Raw genomic sequence first — 19,686 nt, 5'->3', positions numbered from 1 at the left:
TGGTCGAGGGACGGTCGAGGAGGCACGCATGTACCCGACCGTGGCGGAGGTGCTGGCGCTGCCGGTGGTCCGGTCCGGCCTGCCCCGCGTGGTGGCCGGCGCCGCGGGACTGGACCGCAGGGTGCGGTGGGTGCACGTCGCGGAAGTCGCCGACATCGCGCACCTGCTCAAGGGCGGCGAGTTGGTGCTCACCACCGGCATCGCGTTGCCCGACGACGCCGCCGCGCTCACCGCCTACGTCGACTCGCTGGCCGACGCCGGGGTGGCCGGTGTGGTGGTGGAGCTGGTGCGGCACTGGAGCGACGCGCTGCCCGAGGCCCTGCGCGCGGCCGCCGAGCGGCGCGGTGTCCCGCTGATCACGCTGGGTAGGGAGACGCGGTACGTCACGGTCACCGAGACGGTGCACGCGATGATCGTGGACGCGCAGGTCGCCGAGTTGCGGGCGGCCGAGCAGGTGCACGAGACGTTCACCGCGCTCACCGTGTCCGGGGCGGAGCCGGCGGTGGTGCTGCGCGAGGTGGCCCGTGGCACCGGGCTGCCGGTGGTGCTGGAGTCGCTCGGGCACGAGGTGCTCGCCTACGACGCGGCCGGAACCGATCCGGTCGAGCTGCTCGACCGGTGGCCGGAGCGCTCGCGCGCGGTGCGGCTCGGGGAGCGCACCGGATACGCGGCGGAGTCGGGCTGGTTGGTCACCGTCGTCGGGGCGCGCGGGCACGACTGGGGGCGGCTGGTGCTGGTCACGCCGGAGCCGCCGGCGCACCGGCACGTGGTGGTGGTCGAGCGGGCGGCATCGGCGCTGGCCGTGCACCGCCTGTTGGCCAGGGACGGCGACAGTCTGGAACGGCAGGCGCACCGGACCGTGCTCGGTGAGCTGCTCACCTCTCCGGTGCCCGGTGCCGAGTTGCTCGCCAGGGCCGCGGCGATCGGTGTCGAGCTGACCGGTCGGCGACTGGTGGGGGTGGCGGTGCGGCCGTCGCTGACCGCGGCCACCCCGCCCGCGCCGGCCGCCGCCGTGCCGTCCGTGGTGCGGGAGCTGACCGAGGCGACAGTGCTGGCCGCACGCCGGGCCCGGGTGCCGGCGCTGGTGGCCGACCTGGACGGCACCGCGGTGCGGGCGCTGCTGTCGCTGTCCCAGGAGGCCGACGTCGACGTGGTGCTCGGGCGGCTGGCCGGCGAGCTGCGGCAGGGGCGGTCGGCGGTGCCGGTGGTGGTGGCGGCGGGCACCACGGTGGACGGCGCCGGCGCCGCCGGGCGCAGCCTCACCGAGGCGGCGCACGTGGCCGCGGCCGCGTGGGAGCCGGCACCGCACGGGTTCCACCGGCTGGCGGACGTGCGGTTGCGGGGGCTGCTGCACCTGCTGGCCGACGACGACAGGGTGGCCGCGTTCGCCGCCCGCGAGCTGGGGCCGCTGCTGGCCAGGGACGCCGCGTCCGGCGGGCGGCTGCTGCGGGCACTGCGGCATTTCTGCGCCCATGGCGGGAACAAGTCGGCGGCGGCCGCGGCGGCGCACACCTCGCGGACGGCGTACTACCAGCAGCTCGCCCGGATCGAGCAGGTGCTCGGGGTGCCGCTGGAGGATCCGGAGTCGATGCTGTCGCTGCACTTCGCCCTGCTGGCACATGAGGTGCGGCGGTCCCGGTCGGCGACGTAACCCTCCACATCGCTCGATCGTGGCAGCCAACTTTCACCCGGCCGAGTAACTCAGTGACGGGTCTCCCGTGCCGATAGGCAATATATGCCTATGTTTCCTTTCGAACCCATCACCGCGTGCGCGCTGACCCTGGCATGCCTCGGCGGGCCGGCCGCTCCGCCCGAGGCGTCGTTGACGCTGTCCTTGTACGAAGTCGACGGTGCCGCGAAAACGGTCACCCTCCACTGTGCCCCGGCCTACGGCAGCCACCCCGACCCGCAGGAGGCGTGCTCTTCCCTGGCGCAGGCCGGCGGTGACCTCACCAAGCTGCCGGTCAAGCAACAGTCCTGCATCATGATCTACGACCCGGTCAAGGCCGTGGCGCACGGCATCTGGCGGGGCAAGCCGGTGCACTTCCGCGCCACCTACCCCAACAGCTGCGTGGCCGACTCCGAGACCGGCGGCGTGTTCGGCTTCTGAACCCGTTCCGGGGTAGGCCCACTGAGCGGGCCCGCCCCGGAACCGTCCCCACCGCCGACGAAGCGTGCACCGTCCTCCGGCCGGGCGAATTCGCTCTGCCATCACCCACAAGGGACATCCCGCGGTTGCCGCCCACATGACCTCGTGCCAGCGTTGGTGATCACTGCCTCGAGCTCGAAGGGTGTGGACGTGTACGTCGCGGTGACCGTCGCCATGAAGTGTGCCGGCACGCCGGTGTTCCGGGAACTCGCCGAAGCCGCGCCGGCCTCGTCCCGGCCAGTCACCGGGCGGCCGGCGTGACGTCAGCGCCCTGGAGCCGGCCACTCACCGGGCTCGAACACGCCTTCGTCGCCTACGAAGCCCGGACGCCGGTCGCCAACGTGCAGGTCGGCGGGCTGGCGTTGTTTCACGGGTCGCCGCCCGCCGCCGATTGGCCCCGGTTCGTCGCCGCGCGACTCGGTGGCCTGCCGGTGCTCGAGTTCGCGGTGTGTCGCCGCGGGCCCACCCTGGGATGGGTCCGGCCGGAACCGGATCTCACCCGACACTGCTCGACATGGGTGGCCGAGCCCGACGGGTTACCCGCGGCGGTGGATGCCATCATGGCGCGGCGCCTGGACCGGGGGCGGCCCCCATGGCAGATGTGGCTGATCCACGGCTACGCCGACGACGAGTGGGCGCTACTCTTCAAGGCCCATCACGCCTTGTTGGACGCCGCCTCGATAGTGGCGGTGACCTGTCGCCTGCTCGCCACCACACCCGATCAGCCCGCCACGGCAGCCCCATACCCGCCCGTCGAGCGGACGAGAAGCGCCGGCCTGCTGACCGTTCTTCGCGGCGGTCTTCGGTACCTCCGCGCGTTCCTGCCGCTGGCATCCCGGTCGTTCACGACCCGCGGCCGCACCGGCGACCGCCGATTCGCGTGGACGTCGGTCCCGGTCGCCCGATTACGCGCGCTGGCCGACCGGCACGGCGTCACCCTCAACGATCTCTTCCTGGCCACGCTCGCCAGCGCGCTACGTGAGTGGCCGCACACGCCATGGCGACGCGGCCCTCGTCCGGTGTGGACACTCATCCCGGTCGACCTGCATCGCAGGGAGGGCGATCACACGCTCGGCAACCGGGTGGCGAACCTGCGGGTGGCGTTGCCCTGCGACGAGCAGGACCCGCGACAGCGACTGCGGCGGGTCAGTGCGGCGACAGCCACCGCGAAGGGCGGCGGGCGGATCGGCGTGGCGGCGGCCGGAATGCGGGCCCTGCCACGCTGGTTCGTCCGGGGGATCTTCGCCCTCACATTCTCCCGCTGGCACGTCGACCTGCTCGCCAGCAACATCCGTTCCGCAACGCATCAGCTGGGCTACCAGAACGCACCAGTGACCCGGGTCGTGCCGTTGGGCTTCCTTCCCCGTCGGCACCCCCTGGCGGCCTACTTCACCACGTACCAGGACCACGGCTGTGTCGGCTTCGCCGTCGACTCCGGTTTGCCCGACGGGGACGGGCTGTGCCGGTTGTGGCTGCGGGCACTGACGGAGCTGGAGGAATCGGAGGAGCTGGACCCACTGGCACCACGACCCGGATCGCCGACCCGCTCCGTCTTTCCGAACGGCGCCGAAGAACTGACGTCCGGCCCCGACCGACCGCGGCAGGCGGCCTGGGACTGATCACCGGGCCGGGAGGGCGAGGCGCGTCGGCGCGGCGCCCTTACGCGCGGGCCGCGGACGCGGCGGCGCGTCGTATGGTGGCGTGTAGGTAGTTCCGATCCAGCCGCGGGCAGTGCGTCGAATTGCCGAGCAACGCGCGCACCCTGCTGTCGTCGAACCGCCGGTGCTGCCGCGCGTAGGATCCGAAGGCCGAGTAGTAGCGCACGGCGGCCTCCAACGACGTCTCGTCCGGCGGAACACCGGAGACGAGCCGGGGACGCACGGGCGCGATCCGTTCCAGCACGGCGAGCAGGTCGGCGATCAGCGTGTCCCAGCGATGCACGATGTGGAAAGTATCCACCCCACCGGACGGGGGGTGCTCGGCCAGCCTCGCCATCACCGACGCGGCCGTGTCGACCGGCAGCAGGTTGAGGTGGGCGGTGGAGTCCCCGACGATCCGGACCACCGGGCGCAGGTGCTCCGGCGGCCAGTGGTCGGCCAGCCCGAACTGCCGCAGGTGTTTCTCGACGAGTTCGCCGACCAGGCCGACCGTGTGCCGGGGCAGGTCGGCGCACCGGGGCAGGTCGGTGACCAGCACGCTCGGCCGGAACACGACGACGGGCCGCCCGTGCTCCGCGGCCCACCGGCGCACGAGCACTTCGGCTTCGAACTTCGACCGCTCGTAGTGGTTTTCGAAGCCGGCACTGTCGTCCAGAAAATCCTCCCGAATCGTGCCGTACCGATGGGCACCGGCGACGAAGGCCGTGCTGACATGGTGGAGCAGGGGCTGTCGCCGCCCCGCCGCGGCCAGGTCCAGCATCTGTCGGGTACCCCCGACATTGACCCGGCGCAGCTCGGCCAGGTCCCCGCCCAGGGTGACGTCGCCCGCGCAGTGCCAGAGGACGTCGAGCTCGTCGGCCAGTTCTCGAAACGCGGTGGCGGACAGCCCGAGCCGCGGTCGGGTGAGATCCGTCCGCACCGGACGAACGCGCCCGGGAAGCTCGTCGAGCAGCTCCGCGGACGCCCCGGCCAGCCGCAGGAACCGGCCGATGCGGTCGAGTACGGATGCCGAGTCCCCGCGCGCCAGGACGGTGAGCGTGCGGTGGCGGCGCAGCAACTCCCGAACCAGGTGCGCCCCGAGGAATCCGGTGGCGCCGGTCAATGCCACTCCCGGCTCAGCCACGCGGCTCCCCGTCCTGGTCCGCCGCGCCGGGAACGAGCCGGGCGAGCACGATCCGCGCCAGGTCGTCCACGTTCCTGCTGCGGACCGCCGCCATGACCGGGACGTCGCAACCGAGCCGCGCCCGGATCGACACCAGCAACTCGGCGCCCATCAGCGAGTCCATGCCGAGTTGGTCCAGGCGGGAAGACGGCTCGATCCGGTCCGCCTCGATCTGGAGCACGCCGGCCAGCAACTCCACCAGCGCCTGGCGAACGCGAACGTGGGCTTCCTCGGGACCCACCTCCGCCAACAGGGCCGCGAAGTCGGCGTGGTCCTGTCCGGTGCCCTCATCGCACGGTGGCAGTAGCCTCGCCAGCCGCGGCGCCCGCAGCGCGGGCAGCGCGTCGCGGAGCCGGCCCCAGTCCATTCTTCCGGCCGTCAACACGTCGAGGTCGGTGCCGAGGAACCGCTCGAGCTCGGCCAGTACCTCCCGCGGGGCCAGGGTGTCCAACCCGAAGCTGGTCAGGGTGTCGACCATGCCGGTGCGTGCCGCGTACCCGACCTCGCCGAGGACCCCCCACTCGACCGCTTGCCCCGGCAGTCCCCGCCACCGCCGATTCCGGGCCAGTGCCTCGGTGGCGAGGTTGCCGGCGCAGTAGTTCCCCTGCCCGATCTGGCCGACCAACGCGGACACCGAGGAGAACAACAGGAAGAAGTCCAACGACTTGTCCGCGGTCAGCTCGTCCAGGACTTGCGCGCCGCGCAGCTTCGGGACGAGCGCTGTGCGGAACCGGTCGTCCGTCAACTCCCCGAGTGGCGCGTCATCGAGTCGCATGGCCGCGTGTACCACCCCTCGCAGCGGGCAGCCGGTCGCGGCCACACCGTCGAATACCCGCCGCATCGCCGCCACGTCGGCCACATCCGCGGCGTAGGCGGTCGCCGTGACGCCCTGTGCGGCCAACTCGGCGACCAGCCCTGACGCCTCCGGGGCGTCCGGGCCACGCCGGCTCACCAGCGCCAGGTTTCGGGCACCGCGGGCGGCCAACCAGCGCGCCGTGGCGGCGCCGAACCCACCGAGGCCGCCGGTGACCAGGTAGCTGGCCGAGGGGTCCAGCCGCACCGGGGCCGGCCGCAGTTCCACCGGCACGTCCGCCTCGAACGAGACGACCACCTTACCGATGTGCCGCGAATGCCGCAGGAACTCGACCGCCTCGGCCACTCTGGCGGCCGGATACACCGTGTGGGGCAACGGCCGAAACACATCCTCGGCAACCAGCTCGGCCACGACGGACATCGGCGAATTGGACAGCGGATGGTCCGGTTCACCGGTGCTGAGGTCGACGCAGAACAGGCTGATGTTACGTTCCAACGGGCGCAGCGACAGTCGTTTGTTCTCCAGGATGTCCCGCTTGCCCAGCTCGACGAACCGGCCGTGCGGGCACAGCAGTTCGAGGCTACGCACGGCCGCCTCGCCGGCCAGCGAGTTGAGCACCACGTCCACGCCCCGCCCCCCTGTCGCCCTCAGCACGTCGTCGACGAAGGACAAGTCGCGGGAGGCGAAGACGTGCTCGACGCCGAGCGTGCGCAGCAGGTTCCGCTTGGCCGCCGACCCAGCCGTGGCGATGACCGTCGCGCCCCGGTGCCGCGCGTACTGCAGGGCCGCGAGCCCGACGCCACCAGCGCCGCCGTGCACCAGAAGCACCTCGCCGGGCGCCAGCCGCGCGAGGGTGCCCAGGCCGTGGTGGACGGTGATCGCGGCCACCGGAAGCGTGCTGGCCTCGGTAAAGGACAGCCCATCGGGTATCCGCGCCACCGCCCGCGCATCGGCCACGACGGGTGAGCCCAATGCGGCCGGGGCCATGCCGAACACCCGGTCTCCCGGCGCCAGCTCGGTGACCCCGGCGCCGACCTCGGTCACCACTCCCGCGCACTCGAAGCCGAGCCCCGCCTCGCTGACCGTGCCGTGCACCGCCTCCGGTGGCAACACGCCCACCGCGTTGAGCACGTCGCGGTAGTTCAGGGCCGTCGCGCGCGGCGCGATCGCCACCTCGCCGGGGCCGACGACCGGGCGGGAACGGGGAACCCAGGAAAGCCGGTAGGACAGGCCCGGATTGTGGAGCTGGAGCGAGCACGGCGTCGTCTCCCCCACCGCCACCATCGCGGTCTCGGGTTCGGCTTCGACCACCCGGGGCACGAACCGGCCACCGCCGGTCAGCACGATCTCGTCCTCGTCGCTCGGGGTGAGCAGTTCCCTCGCCAACCGGTCGGCATTCTCTCCGAGGTCGGAGACCCGTGCCAGGGACAACCGCCGGACCCCCAGTGCCGGGCACTCGTTGGCCAGGGACCGCGCGGCGCCCCAGATCGCGGCGTCCTCGGGTGCCTCCGGACGTTCCGGCGCGGGCAGCGCCCCACTCGGCCGGGTCACCACCCAGCATTCGGTGTCCGATGTGTCCGGCAGCCGATCCCCGGCCACCGCGAGGTCCCGAAGGATCGCGGCTCGGCGCCCCAACCGGTCCGGCACCACGCGGCCCGTTCCCCCGGGAAGGGCGGGACCCGCCGACAGCAGGAACACGATCCGCACCGAGGCGGCGTCGGGATCGAGCACGGCCGGCCAGCCGTCGGGTGCCGCACCGGGCACCGCAACCCGCACCTCGTCGGCACCGGCGTCGGTCAACCGTTCCGCCAGCGCCGCGCCGAACTCGACCTCGGTGTCGTCCTCGGCGAGCACGATCCACCGGGTACCGAGGGGGGTAGGGGGCAGCACGGGCTCGACCGGGCGGCGTCGCTCCCGGGCGGCCACGAGGACCGAGGCCGCGCCGCGGAGCGGTTCCCGCTCGTCACCGAGTTGGACGACGTCACCGAACCCGCACCGGCGCAGCAGGGCCGGCCAGGCCGCGCGGGGCAACAATCCCGACGTCGGCCGGAGATCCCGGTCGGCGGCACGCCAGAAGCCATCCAGGACGCCGAACGGCAACACCACCAGCTCGGGATCGTGCGTTTCGCCGGCGAGAAGCAGGCCGCCGTCGGTGAGCAGTCGGGACACCGACCGCACCGACCGCTCCAGGTCGACCGTGCCGTGCAGGGTGTTCGACGCGACGATGACGTCGAAGGTGGCATCGGGAAATCCTTGGTCGGCCGGGTCGCGATCGAGATCCAGTACCGCGAAATCGACGAAGTCGTAGCGCTCGAGGCGTTTCCGTGCCCGGGGGAACAACGCCCGGCTCGTGTCGGTGACGACGTACCGGGTGCGCTCGGGCGGCAGCACCGGTAGCAGGGCCGCGCTCGTCGCACCCGTGCCGGCGCCCACCTCCAGCACCCGCAACGGGTGGTCCTCCGGCCAGCCGTTCACGACCGCACTCAGCAGCCGCAGGATGGCCAGAGTGGTGGCCCGGCCCAGCGGAGCCACCTCGTGGTATCGCTCGACGAGCGCGGCACAGTCAACCGTGATCATCTCGCCCGGGTCCCGCTGGCCGCGTAAGATCCCGGCGAGTTGGTTCCCCACCTGGCCGAACAGTGCCGTCTCGGGGCCGTGCTGGGGACACTCCTCGATCAGGGACCGCACCACCGAGGATGGGTCACCCGCGGATGTCAGGCGCCAACGCCGATCGCCGGTCCGGTGCGCGAACCCCTGTGCCTGGGCCGCCGACAGCAGCAGTTCCGCCAGTCCGGCGAACTTCGCCGACAGGCCCGCGGCGAGCAGGTCGTCCTGGTCGAACTCCTGCCCGAGCGGCACGAACTCCGCGAGGGCGGCCGCCGCGTAGTGGGCACAGCCCTGCCGTGTCCACCGCAACACCTCGCTGTCGACGTGCTCGAGAACCGCCCGCGCGGATTCCCCCTGAGGGGTGGCGAGCAACTCGTCGACCGCCGGTACCGGTGCGGGTGCCAGCTCACCGCTCTCGTACGGCGCGGCTCGCAACACGGTGACGTACCGTTGCACAGGTGGGGCGTCCAAGGCGTCGAACCGGCGTAACCAGACGTCGCGCAGTTCCAGGGCGACGATGCCCTGGTCGTCCAAAACGGTGATGTCCCAACGGGCGTAGCGCTCGGTCCGAGCGCGGGACCGAACCCGGACCATCCCACGTGCCGCCGGCTGCCGCCAGCAACGGACGGTGCCGATCGAGACGGGCAGGAAGGCCTTCCCCTCGGCGGCCGAGTCGAGCAGCGGGGCACCGGCCTGCAGCGTGGCGTCCAGCAGCGCCGGATGCACCTCGTAGCCGGTCTGCGATGCCTCGTGGACATAGGACGCCAGCACGTGGTCCTCGCCCACCCGCAGCTCGTCGAGCACCTGGAACGCCGGCCCGTAGTCAAGGCCGGCCTCGGCCGCGCCGCCGTAGAAGTCCTTTTTCGACAGTCGTCGGGGCAACGGCGGCCCGGGATCGCGGGGGCCGGCGGGCAGCGGTTGCGGCCGCCAGAGCCGACGAACCCGGCCGGTGGCGTGGACATGCCACTCCGCACCGTCCTCGGTCCGGCTGGCGACCCGGAAGACGTCGTCCTCTTCCGACAGGGAGAACTGGAGACGCACGTCCTGGCCGTCGTCCCGGTGCAACACGAGCGCGCTGGTGATCCGCAGGTCGGTGACCTCCACCGGGGCGTCGTGGACGCGCCGGCCGGCGGCGAGTGCCATCTCGACGTAGGCGGCCGCCGGCAACACGACGGCCCCACCCACCCGATGGTCGGCCAGCCACGGCACCCGCACTGGCTCCACCACGTCCTGCCAGGTCGGCTCCAACACCGCCATCCGCTCCCCCAGCAACGGGTGGTCGATCGTGCCGTCGCCACCGGCACTCAGCAGGCTGTGTGGCGTCCCGTTCCAGTGCCGCTCGCGCTGCCACGGATACGGCGGTAGCTCCACCACCCGCCCCGGTTTCGGGAAGTACCGGTCCCAGTCCACCGGCACTCCGGCCGCGATCAGCGCCGCCATCGTCGCCTCGAGCGCCTGCGCACCCCCGATCGTCCGGGTCAGGGTATCCACCACCGCCGTGAGCTCCGGCACGGTGCCGGCCAGCCGGCGCAGGTACCCGCCCAGCACCGGGTGCGGGCCGACCTCGACGAAGACGTCGACCCCGTCGCCGAGCAGGCACTGCACCGCCGGGCCGAACAGCACCGGCTCCCGCACGTTGCGCCCCCAGTAGTCCCCGTCCAGCTCCGCGCCGGAGACCCACCGCCCGGTCACCGTCGAGGCCATTGGCAACCGGGACGCGGTCGGCGCCAGGTCCGCCAGTACCGTCCGCAGCGGCGCCACGATCGGATCCATCGCCCTGCTGTGAAAGGGGTAATCCAGGTCCAGCTCCCGGAAGAACACCCCCTGTGCCATGAGGTGTTCGCCCAACGCCGCCAGTTCTCCGGCATCGCCACTGATCGTGACGTCCTGACCGGTGTTGATCGCCGCCAGCTCGAGCCCGGGCCAGCGGGCCAGCACCTCGCGGGCCCGGTCCACGGGCAGGCCCACCGCCGCCATCCGCCCCGAGCCGGCCGTCACCGCCTGAGCGCGGCTGCGCTCGGCGACCACCTGGCAGGCGGCGTCCAGGTCGAGCGCGCCGGCCACGTACGCCGCCGCGACCTCGCCCGCACTGTGTCCCACGGTGACCGCCGGAATCACGCCCCACGATCGCAGCAGGTCCGCTACCCCGACCTGCACCGCGAACAACGCCGGCTGCGCCACCTCGGTGCGCCTCATACGGTCGTGGGCGTTCGCCGCCAGCTCCGCGGCCACCGACCAGCCCAGCCTCGGCCGCAGGCGGGCGTCGACCGCCGCCACCGCACTGCGGAACACCGCGTCCGTCGCCAGCAGGTCCGCGCCCATTCCCGCCCACTGCGCACCGTTGCCGGAGAACACGAACGCGACCCGTCCTCGCGCGGTGGCCCTGCCCCGCCCAACGGCGGCCGCCGGTTGATCTAGCACACGCCGCAGCCGGTCGGCGGCCTCCCGACCATCGCCGGCCAGCACGACCGCCCGATGGGGGTGGTGGCCGCGCCGGCGGGCCGCGGTGTAGGCGATGTCGGTGAAGCCGACCGGTGTGGCGTCGGCGAGGTGCTCGGCCATCCGTTCGGCGGCGACGGTGAGGGCCTCCGGGGACCGGGCCGAGACCACGACCGGTAACCGCATCGCGGCCGGTGGGGCTCCGTTCGGACGCGGCGCCGGCCCGGCACCCACGATCACGTGGGCGTTCGCGCCGCCGAACCCGAACGAGTTCACCCCGACAACCCCGCGCCCGTCGGTGGACAACGGGCCGGCCTCCACCGCCGGGGCCAGTCCCCATCCAGTGAAGTCGATCTCGGGGTTCGGCGGGGTGACGTGCAACGTCGGTGGAACCGTGTGATGTCGCAACACCACCAGGGCCTTCAGCAGGCCCGCCATGCCGGCGGCCGGCTCCAGGTGCCCCAGGTTCGACTTCACCGACCCCACGGGAAGCAACTGGCCCTTCCGCCGGTGTCGCCCCAGTGCCCCGCCGATCGCGGCGCACTCGATCGGGTCACCAACCGGGGTCCCGGTGCCGTGTGCCTCGAAGTACCCCACCTCGTCCGGTTCCACCCCCGCCGCGGCGTACACCTGGCGCAACAACGCCTCCTGCGTCCGCGCCCCCGGCAATGCCAGCCCCCGGGTGCGGCCGTCGCAGTTGGTTCCCGACCCGAGGATCACGCCGTGCACCCGGTCACCGTCGGCCACCGCGTCCGACAGTCGCTTGAGCACCACCACCCCGCCACCCTCGGCCCGCACGTACCCATCGGCGTTGGCCGAAAAGGGGCGGCAGCGGCCGCTCGGCGACAACATCGAGGCCCGCGCGAAACCGACGAAGGAATAGGGATTCAGCAGGACGTTCACTCCGGCGGCGAGCGCCACCCGGCACGTTCCGTCAACCAGGCTTCGGCATGCCTGGTGCACGGCGACCAAGGACGACGAGCACGCCGTGTCGATCGCCATGCTCGGTCCGTGGAAATCGAAGAAGTACGACAGGCGGTTCGCCGCAATCGACGCCGCACAGCCCGAATTGGTGTACGCGTTGACGCTGGACAGGTTCGCGTTCTGGAAAAACGAGTAGCCGACCTCGGAAATTCCCACGAAAACACTGGTATCCGATCCTGTCAGTCCCGCGGGATCAATACCAGCATCGTCGAACGCCTCGACCGACATTTCCAGCAACAACCGTTGTTGCGGATCCATCCGACTGGCTTCCCGAGGCGACACGCCGAAGAACTTGGCATCGAACTCGGCCAGGTTGAATCCGGTCAACACCCCCGCCGCGCTCGTATAGCACTTCCCGCGCCGCCGCCGGGCGGGGTCCACGAACCGCTCCGTGGCGAAGCGGTCAATCGGCAGTTCCGACACGAGGTCGCGTCCCTCGGACAGGGCCGACCACAAGCCGTCGAGCCCACTGATCCCACCCGGCAGCCGACATCCGACCCCGACCACCGCGATCCCCTCCGCGGCGACGTCCTCCCTGGCGGCACCCGTCGCGGCCAACCCGGTCATACCCACTCCTCGAGATCGGTCCGGAAACGTCGACACGAATCGACATGTAAACCATTGGAACGGTAAGCGCCACAGTTTCACGCCCCGGGGCCGGGACACAACTACCCATCACTCGATCTGGTGGTTCCCCCCCATCTTCACCCAACCGGGTCGCATTGCCGGCGGCGCCACCGGCCGGCGAGTTCTAGACTGCCGGAACCTGATCCTGTCACCAACTCTTCACGAGGACCCTCGCGTGCACACCGATTCCGGAACGGAACCGCCCGAGCCGAACACACCGGCGGACTTCCCGGTGCCACCTCCGCCGGGCCGCACCCGCTGGGGCCGCTTCTGCGCGCTGGCCATCGCGAACCTGATCGCCGCCGCCGGGCTGCTGGTCCTCACCGCCACCTCCGCGCTGCCGGTCTCCGTCGCGCTGTCGGGCATCCCGGTCAAGGTCTCGGCGGCTCGGTTGGAGGGAAGCGGCTTCCTCCAGGTTCCGCAACTCGACCTGACCGGTTCTGCCGGCCAGCCGATCGCGCTGACCACGCTGATCTCGGCCCGCATCACCTCCCTGTGCCAGTCCACCGCGGTACCGACCCCGATCGGCCCGGTGACCCTGCGCATCACCTCCGGCGAGGGCGCCCCCGTCGAGGTGCAGGACCTCGTGCTGAACCTGACCGACCTGCTCGGCAACACCACGTTCAGCGGTATCGGCCTCGGCGCGCTGCGGCCCGATTCCGAGCACCCCGATGGCGCCGACTACGCCCAACGCGCCGACTCCCTGGTGATCGACGACCTCCGCCTCACCACACGACAACTGGTCGCCGGCACCCTGCAGGTCCCCGGCCTCCGGTTCGACGTGTCGTTACGTGGACCGGAATGCTTCTGATGCCGGCCACACGCACCGGGGTCGGCACCTGGTTTCGTGCCTGGCGGCGCACCCGCCCCTTCCTCGCTGGCCTGGTCACCACCCTCGCCGGGCTGGAACTGCTGTTCGTCCCCCTGTGGAGCGCGAAGTTCCTCCTGGTACAGGGCGTCACCGGGGTCGGCGCCCTGCTCGCCGGAGCTGTGCTGGTGGGATGTGGCATCCTGCTGCTCCGCCTGCCCCACCGGCGCGTGCCGCTCGGCATCGTGGTCCTGGTGTTCGGCTTCGTGTCCTACGTGACGACCAACCTGGGTGGTTTCCTCGTTGGCATGGTGTTGGCCCTGGTGGGCGGCTCGCTGGCCCTCGCCTGGTCCCCACCTCGGCCCGCCGGAACGAACACCGAGGTGCGACGCACCACCGACGTCGCCGAGCCCACCTGACCAGCCCGCTGGCATTGTCGTTGTCCGTCGGCAGGGCACGACGCAATCGACAGAGTGTGTGCTGTGTCACGTATCGCTGAACACTCTGCCAGTCCCGTCCGCGCCGGTCGGACACGACGATGCCGGGATGGAGCCCGCGCAGCTGCGTCACCGCGACGGCCGGATCGAACTGGTCGACTCGGCCGCCATCGCCGGGAGCCGCTTCCTCAACCCGGAGCTGGCCCCGGTCCCGGTCGCGGGGCGCCGCTGGACGACGTACAACTACTTCGCGCTGTGGATGGGGATGGCCCACAACATCCCCTCGTACCTGCTCGCCTCCGGCCTCATCGCCATCGGGATGAACTGGGCGCAGGCGTTCCTCACCATCACCCTCGGCAACCTGATCGTGCTGATCCCGATGCTGCTCAACAGCCACGCCGGGACCAAGTACGGCATCCCCTTCCCCGTGTTCGCCCGCGCCAGCTACGGCGTCCGCGGCGCCAATCTCGCGGCCCTGCTGCGCGCGTTCATCGCCTGCGGCTGGTTCGGCATCCAGACCTGGGTCGGCGGGCAGGCGATCTTCGTCATCCTCGGCACGCTGGTCGGCGACGGCTGGCTGCACGCCGCCGAGGTGTTCGGCCAGCCCTGGACGATGTGGCTCGGCTTCCTCGCCTTCTGGGCCTTCCAGATGGCCATCATCTGGCGCGGGATCGACGCGGTCCGCCGGTTCGAGAACTGGAGCGCGCCGCTGGTCACCGTCGGCTTCCTCATCCTGCTGGTCTGGGTGCTGGTGAAGGCCGGCAGCCTCGGCCCGATCTTCTCCCAGCCGTCCCGGTTGGGCTGGGGTGCGGACTTCTGGGTGGTGTTCGCGCCCTCGCTGATGGGCATGATCGCGTTCTGGGCGACCCTGTCGCTGAACATGCCGGACTTCACCCGGTTCGGCGCCAGCCAGCGCAAGCAAGCGCTCGGCCAGGTGCTCGGCCTGCCCACCACGATGTCGTTCATGGCGATCGTGTCCATCATGATCACCTCGGGCGGCATCGTGATCTACGGCGAGGCGATCTGGGACCCGGTGGAGCTGGCCAGCCGGTTCGACTCGCCGCTCGTCGTGGTGCTCGCGCTGCTCGGGCTCGGCCTGGCCACCGTGTCGGCCAACCTCGCGGCCAACGTGGTCAGCCCGTCCTACGACTTCTCCAACGCCTTTCCGCGGCGGATCAGCTTCCGGGTCGGCGGGCTGATCACCGGGGTGCTGGGCATCGCGATCCAGCCGTGGCGGCTGATCGCCGACCCCAACATCTACATCTTCGCCTGGCTCGGCTTCTACGGCGGCACCCTGGCCGCGGTGGCCGGGGTGCTGGTGGCCGACTACTGGGCCCACGCCAGGACCCGCCTGTGGTTGACCGACCTGTACGCCGAGGGCGGCCGCTACTGGTTCCGCGGCGGCTGGAACTGGCGGGCGCTGGTGGCCACCGCGGTCGGCGCGGTGCTCGCCGTCGGCGGCGCCTACTCCGAGCCCGGCGCCGGCCCGTTCCCGGCGGACGGACTGATCCCGCTGTTCAAGCCCTTCTACGACTACAGCTGGCTGGTGGGTCTGGTGGCCGCGTTCGCGGCGTACCTGCTGCTGTCCCGCGGCGCCCCCAGCCGGGCCGAGTTCCTGCGGACGACGAAGGAGGACACAGGTGAGCGACCTCATACGGGCGGCGCTGGTACAGCAGCGGTGGACGGGTGACAAGGAGTCGATGATCGCGGGCGCCGTCGACGCCATCGCCCACGCCGCGTCACAGGGCGCGCAGGTGGTGTGCCTGCAGGAGTTGTTCTACGGCCCCTACTTCTGCCAGGTGCAGGATACCGACTACTACTCCTACACCGAGGCCGTCCCGGACGGCCCCACCACACAGCTGATGCGGGAGGTGGCCGAGCGGCACGGCGTGGTGCTCGTGGTGCCCGTGTACGAGGCCGAGCAGCCGGGCGTGTACTACAACACGGCCGCGGTGATCGACGCCGACGGCCGCTACCTCGGCAAGCATCGCAAGAACCACATCCCGCAGGTGAAGGGGTTCTGGGAGAAGTTCTACTTCCGTCCCGGCAACCTGGGCTACCCGGTGTTCGACACCGCGGTCGGCCGGATCGGGGTGTACATCTGCTACGAGCGGCACTTCCCGGAGGGCTGGCGGGCGCTCGGCCTCGCCGGCGCGCGGATCGTGTTCAACCCGTCGGCCACCAGCCGCGGCCTTTCCGAGTACCTGTGGCGGTTGGAGCAGCCGGCCGCCGCCGTGGCCAACGAGTACTTCGTCGGCACCATCAACAGGGTCGGCGTGGAGCCGTTGGGGGACAACGAGTTCTATGGCCAGTCCTATTTCGCCGACCCACGCGGCCAGGTGGTCGGCGAGGCGGCCTCGGACACCGAGGACGAGGTCGTGGTGCGGGACCTGGACATGGGCCTGCTGGCCGAGGTCCGCGACCTGTGGGCGTTCTACCGGGACCGGCGGCCGGACAGCTACGGGCCGCTCGTCGAGGCGTGAGGAGGCCGGCATGCGAACCCTGATCACCGGCGGCACCGTGCTCAGCAGCACCGGCGCGAGCGCGGCCGATGTCCTGGTGGACGGCGAGCGGATCGCGGCGGTCGCCGCGCCGGGCGTGTTCGACCCCGACGCCGCGGACACCGTGCTCGCCGCCGCCGGAAAGTACGTGCTGCCCGGCGGTGTCGACGCGCACACCCACATGGAGATGCCCTTCGGCGGGACGGTGGTCTCGGACACCTTCGCCACCGGCACCACCGCGGCGGCCTGGGGCGGCACCACCACGATCATCGACTTCGCCAAGCAGGAGAAGGGCACGTCCCTGCTGGCTACTTTGGACGAATGGCATCGGAAGGCGGACGGCAACTGCGCCGTGGACTACGCCTTCCACATGATCGTGTCGGACGTCAACGACACGACGCTCAAGGAGATGTCGACCTGCGCCGGCGCCGGGGTGAACAGCTTCAAGATGTTCATGGCCTACCCGGGCGCGCTCTACTCCACGGACGGCGAGATCCTGCGCGCGATGGACAAGGCGACCGAGATCGGCGCGACGATCATGATGCACGCCGAGAACGGCATCGCGATCGACGAGCTCGCGGCGCGGGCGATCGCCGAGGGCCGCCGGGAGCCGGCGCAGCACGGCCTCACCCGGCCGCCGGAGCTGGAGGGCGAGGCCACCCATCGGGCGATCATGCTGGCCAAGGTCACCGGCGCGCCGCTCTACATCGTGCACCTGTCCGCGGCGCAGGCACTGGCCGCCGTCGCCGAGGCGCGCGACACCGGGCAGAACGTGTTCGCCGAGACCTGCCCGCAGTACCTCTACCTGTCGCTCGACGACATGATGGCCCCCGGCTTCGAGGGCGCGAAGTACGTGGCGTCCCCGCCGCTACGGGACAGGTCGCATCAGACCGACCTGTGGCGGGGCTTGCGCACCAACGACCTGTCGGTGGTGTCGACCGACCACTGCCCGTTCTGTCTGAAGGACCAGAAGGAGCTCGGCAGGGACGACTTCCGGGACATCCCGAACGGGATGCCCGGCGTGGAGCACCGGATGGACCTGCTGCACCAGGGCGTGGTCAGCGGGGAGATCTCCCTGGCCCGCTGGGTGGAGATCACCTCGACCACCCCGGCGCTGATGTTCGGACTCTATCCGCGCAAGGGCGTCATCGCGCCGGGATCGGACGCCGACATCGTGATCTACGACCCCACGGCGCGGCAGACCCTGTCCGCGGCCACCCACCACATGAACGTGGACTACTCGGCGTACGAGGGCTTCGAGGTCACCGGCCGGGTCGAGACGGTGCTCTCCCGGGGCCGGGTGGTGCTCTCCGGTGGGACGTTCAGCGGAAGGGTCGGCCACGGCACGTTCCTGTCCCGGGACCGCTGCCAGTACCTGCGATAGGGGTGTCCGCAATGGACTTCGGGGTGGTGTTGCAGACCGACCCGCCGGCACGCGAGGTGGTCCGGCTGATGCGGGTGGCCGAGGATCAGGGCTTCGGCTACGGCTGGACGTTCGACTCCTGCGTGCTGTGGCAGGAGCCGTTCGTGATCTACTCGCAGGTCCTGGCGGCGACGTCGACGATGACGGTCGGCCCGATGGTGACCAGCCCGGGTACCCGGGACTGGTCGGTGACCGCGTCGCTGTTCGCCACGCTCAACGACATGTTCGGCAACCGCACCGTGTGCGGCATCGGCCGCGGCGACTCGGCGCACCGGGTGGTCGGCAAGCCGCCGTCGACGCTGGCCACCGTGCGCGACGCCATGCACGTGATCAAGGAGTTGGCCGAGGGCAGGGCGGTGTCGATGGGCGACCGGGTGGTGCGCATCCCGTGGGTCCGCGACGGCCGGCTGGAGATGTGGATGGCCGGGTACGGGCCGAAGGCGCTGCGGATGGTCGGCGAGCACGCCGACGGGTTCATCCTGCAGACCGCCGACCCGGCGATCGCCCGGTGGACGATCGGCTCGGTGCGGGAGGCGGCGCGCGCCGCGGGGCGGGACCCCGCGGGGATCACCGTCTGCGTGGCCGCGCCCGCCTACGTGGGCACCGACCTGGCGCACCAGCGGGAGCAGCTGCGCTGGTTCGGCGGGATGGTCGGCAACCACGTGGCGGACCTGGTGGCCCGCTACGGCGACACCGGGCCGGTGCCGCGGGAGCTGACCGACTACATCGCCGGGCGCGAGGGCTACGACTACGCCCACCACGGGCGGGCCGGCAACCCGTCCACCGACTTCGTGCCCGACGAGATCGTCGACCGGTTCTGCCTGCTGGGGCCGGCCGGGGCGCACGTGGACCGGCTGCGGGAACTGGCCGCCCTGGGGGTCGACCAGTTCGCCGTGTACCTGATGCACGACCAGCGGGAGGAGACGCTGGCCGCCTACGGCAGAGAGGTGATCGGCGCACTGGCGGGCGGGTGAGGGTCAGGCGCTGACCGCCAGCACTGCGCGGCGACGACCTCGACGCCGCAGTAGAGCCAGATCGGGCGCGGGCCTCACCACCGCCGCGGTCGCGCGCGGGCTTCGCCAGCGCACCGCACGTCAGCGACAGCTTCTCCGCGACGTTCGGGCTGTCCCCCACCCGGCCGCTCGGCACCGGCGTGGTCATCCGGGTGCCGCCGGGGCGAGCCGGCGTCGGGGTCAGGACGCCTTCTCCGACGCCTTCTCCGCCGCCTTCTCCGCGCGCCACTCCTCGTCGTTCTTGCCCCGCCGCCAGTAGCCCGAGATGGACAGCAGGTCGCGGCGCACCCCGCGCTCGTCGAGCAGGTGCCGGCGCAGCTCGCGGACGAACCCGGCCTCGCCGTGCACGAACGCCTGCACGGTGCCGGCCGGGAAGTCGAGGGCGCGCACGGCCGCCACCACGTCGTCACCGGCGCGACGGTGCAACCAGCGCACCTCGGCGTCACCCTTGGTGACGAGGAGCTGCTCCTCGGCGCCGTCCTCGACCAGGATCAGCGCCCGGACCGGTGCGCCGGCCGGCATCGCCTCCAGCGCGGCGCCGATCGCGGGCAGCGCGCTCTCGTCACCGACCAGCAGATGCCAGTCGACGTCGGCGGAGGGCGCGTAGGCCCCGCCGGGGCCGAGGATCATCATCTCGTCGCCGGGCCGCACCGCCGCGGCCCACGGGCCGCCCAGCCCCTGGTCACCGTGGTGGACGAAGTCGATGGCCAGCTCACCCGCGGCCCGGTCCAGGTAGCGCACGGTGTAGGTGCGCAGCGTCGGCCACTGCTCCGGTGGCAGCTCGGCCCGGATCCGTCGCATGTCGAACGGCTCCGGGTAGCGCACCCCGGGCACCGGGAGCACCAGCTTCACGTAGCTGTCGGTGAACCCGTTCGCCACGAACTCGGCGAGCCCGTCACCTCCGGCGACCACCCGGATCATGTGGGGGGTGATCCGCTCCACCCGCTGGACCCGCAGCCGGGTCAGCGGCCGCTTGCGGGCGGGTTGCTCCGCCATACGCCTTCTCCTCGACAAACCCCGACGACGTTTACTCAGATTAGGCTACCCTCACTTTCTCCGGCGCG

Annotated in this window: 12 protein-coding genes; 9 read left to right on the top strand and 3 right to left on the bottom strand. The window is 71.7% G+C overall.

The window, feature by feature from the left end:
- The first annotated feature begins 28 nt into the window (after positions 1–28).
- From BM051_RS13880 to BM051_RS13870, 3 genes are all read left to right on the top strand, one after another.
- On the top strand, positions 29–1,651 hold the full coding sequence (locus BM051_RS13880) for a PucR family transcriptional regulator (RefSeq protein WP_092530549.1): 1,623 nt from the start codon (positions 29–31) through the stop codon (positions 1,649–1,651).
- A 90-nt stretch (positions 1,652–1,741) separates the two neighbouring features.
- Positions 1,742–2,110, top strand: a complete 369-nt coding sequence (locus BM051_RS13875; RefSeq protein ID WP_243859618.1) for an SSI family serine proteinase inhibitor — start codon at positions 1,742–1,744, stop codon at positions 2,108–2,110.
- Between the two features lie 218 nt (positions 2,111–2,328).
- On the top strand, positions 2,329–3,768 hold the full coding sequence (locus tag BM051_RS13870; protein WP_092530547.1) for a wax ester/triacylglycerol synthase domain-containing protein: 1,440 nt from the start codon (positions 2,329–2,331) through the stop codon (positions 3,766–3,768).
- Positions 3,769–3,808: 40 nt separating this feature from the next.
- On the opposite strand, the gene BM051_RS13865 is transcribed toward BM051_RS13870, so the two are convergent.
- Positions 3,809–4,930 (bottom strand): SDR family oxidoreductase, encoded by a 1,122-nt coding sequence (locus BM051_RS13865; RefSeq protein WP_208325969.1) that lies wholly within the window; start codon positions 4,928–4,930, stop codon positions 3,809–3,811.
- On the bottom strand, positions 4,923–12,380 hold the full coding sequence (locus tag BM051_RS13860; protein WP_092530545.1) for a type I polyketide synthase: 7,458 nt from the start codon (positions 12,378–12,380) through the stop codon (positions 4,923–4,925). Before BM051_RS13860 ends, BM051_RS13865 begins: the two co-directional genes overlap by 8 nt.
- 235 nt (positions 12,381–12,615) lie before the next feature.
- Between BM051_RS13860 and BM051_RS13855 the strand changes: the two genes are divergently transcribed.
- From BM051_RS13855 to BM051_RS13830, 6 genes are all read left to right on the top strand, one after another.
- Positions 12,616–13,251, top strand: coding sequence for a DUF6230 family protein (locus tag BM051_RS13855; RefSeq protein WP_092530544.1), 636 nt, complete (start codon positions 12,616–12,618; stop codon positions 13,249–13,251).
- Positions 13,251–13,667, top strand: a complete 417-nt coding sequence (locus BM051_RS13850; RefSeq protein WP_177216931.1) for a DUF6114 domain-containing protein — start codon at positions 13,251–13,253, stop codon at positions 13,665–13,667. The genes BM051_RS13855 and BM051_RS13850 overlap by 1 nt, the downstream gene beginning before the upstream one ends.
- A gap of 127 nt (positions 13,668–13,794) precedes the next feature.
- Positions 13,795–15,375 carry an NCS1 family nucleobase:cation symporter-1 gene (locus BM051_RS13845; protein ID WP_092530543.1) on the top strand — a complete coding sequence of 527 codons (1,581 nt, stop codon included), beginning with the start codon at positions 13,795–13,797 and terminating at the stop codon, positions 15,373–15,375.
- A complete protein-coding gene (locus tag BM051_RS13840) occupies positions 15,326–16,168 on the top strand; it encodes a nitrilase-related carbon-nitrogen hydrolase (protein WP_092530542.1) in 843 nt (280 codons plus the stop codon). Before BM051_RS13845 ends, BM051_RS13840 begins: the two co-directional genes overlap by 50 nt.
- 10 nt (positions 16,169–16,178) lie before the next feature.
- Positions 16,179–17,570: a dihydropyrimidinase gene (hydA, locus tag BM051_RS13835; protein WP_092530541.1), complete on the top strand. Its 1,392-nt coding sequence runs from the start codon at positions 16,179–16,181 to the stop codon at positions 17,568–17,570.
- A gap of 11 nt (positions 17,571–17,581) precedes the next feature.
- Complete coding sequence (locus tag BM051_RS13830; RefSeq protein ID WP_092530540.1) at positions 17,582–18,583, top strand: TIGR03842 family LLM class F420-dependent oxidoreductase; 1,002 nt, start codon at positions 17,582–17,584, stop codon at positions 18,581–18,583.
- A gap of 219 nt (positions 18,584–18,802) precedes the next feature.
- Here BM051_RS13830 and BM051_RS13825 read toward each other — a convergent pair whose 3' ends face one another.
- Complete coding sequence (locus BM051_RS13825; RefSeq protein ID WP_092530539.1) at positions 18,803–19,618, bottom strand: siderophore-interacting protein; 816 nt, start codon at positions 19,616–19,618, stop codon at positions 18,803–18,805.
- Positions 19,619–19,686 lie beyond the last annotated feature (68 nt).

It is taken from the genome of Amycolatopsis arida (genome assembly GCF_900115565.1).
Taxonomy (GTDB): domain Bacteria; phylum Actinomycetota; class Actinomycetes; order Mycobacteriales; family Pseudonocardiaceae; genus Yuhushiella; species Yuhushiella arida.
This window is presented reverse-complemented; position numbering and strand designations above follow the sequence as displayed.

What these genes read in the sequence shown, in the direction of transcription:
- BM051_RS13860 (WP_092530545.1), bottom strand. Translation starts at nt 12,380, where the DNA reads ATGACCGGGTTGGCCGCGACGGGTGCCGCCAGGGAGGACGTCGCCGCG.
- BM051_RS13875 (WP_243859618.1), top strand. Translation starts at nt 1,742, where the DNA reads ATGTTTCCTTTCGAACCCATCACCGCGTGCGCGCTGACCCTGGCATGC.
- BM051_RS13830 (WP_092530540.1), top strand. Translation starts at nt 17,582, where the DNA reads ATGGACTTCGGGGTGGTGTTGCAGACCGACCCGCCGGCACGCGAGGTG.
- BM051_RS13880 (WP_092530549.1), top strand. Translation starts at nt 29, where the DNA reads ATGTACCCGACCGTGGCGGAGGTGCTGGCGCTGCCGGTGGTCCGGTCC.
- BM051_RS13845 (WP_092530543.1), top strand. Translation starts at nt 13,795, where the DNA reads ATGGAGCCCGCGCAGCTGCGTCACCGCGACGGCCGGATCGAACTGGTC.
- hydA (WP_092530541.1), top strand. Translation starts at nt 16,179, where the DNA reads ATGCGAACCCTGATCACCGGCGGCACCGTGCTCAGCAGCACCGGCGCG.
- BM051_RS13825 (WP_092530539.1), bottom strand. Translation starts at nt 19,618, where the DNA reads ATGGCGGAGCAACCCGCCCGCAAGCGGCCGCTGACCCGGCTGCGGGTC.
- BM051_RS13850 (WP_177216931.1), top strand. Translation starts at nt 13,251, where the DNA reads ATGCCGGCCACACGCACCGGGGTCGGCACCTGGTTTCGTGCCTGGCGG.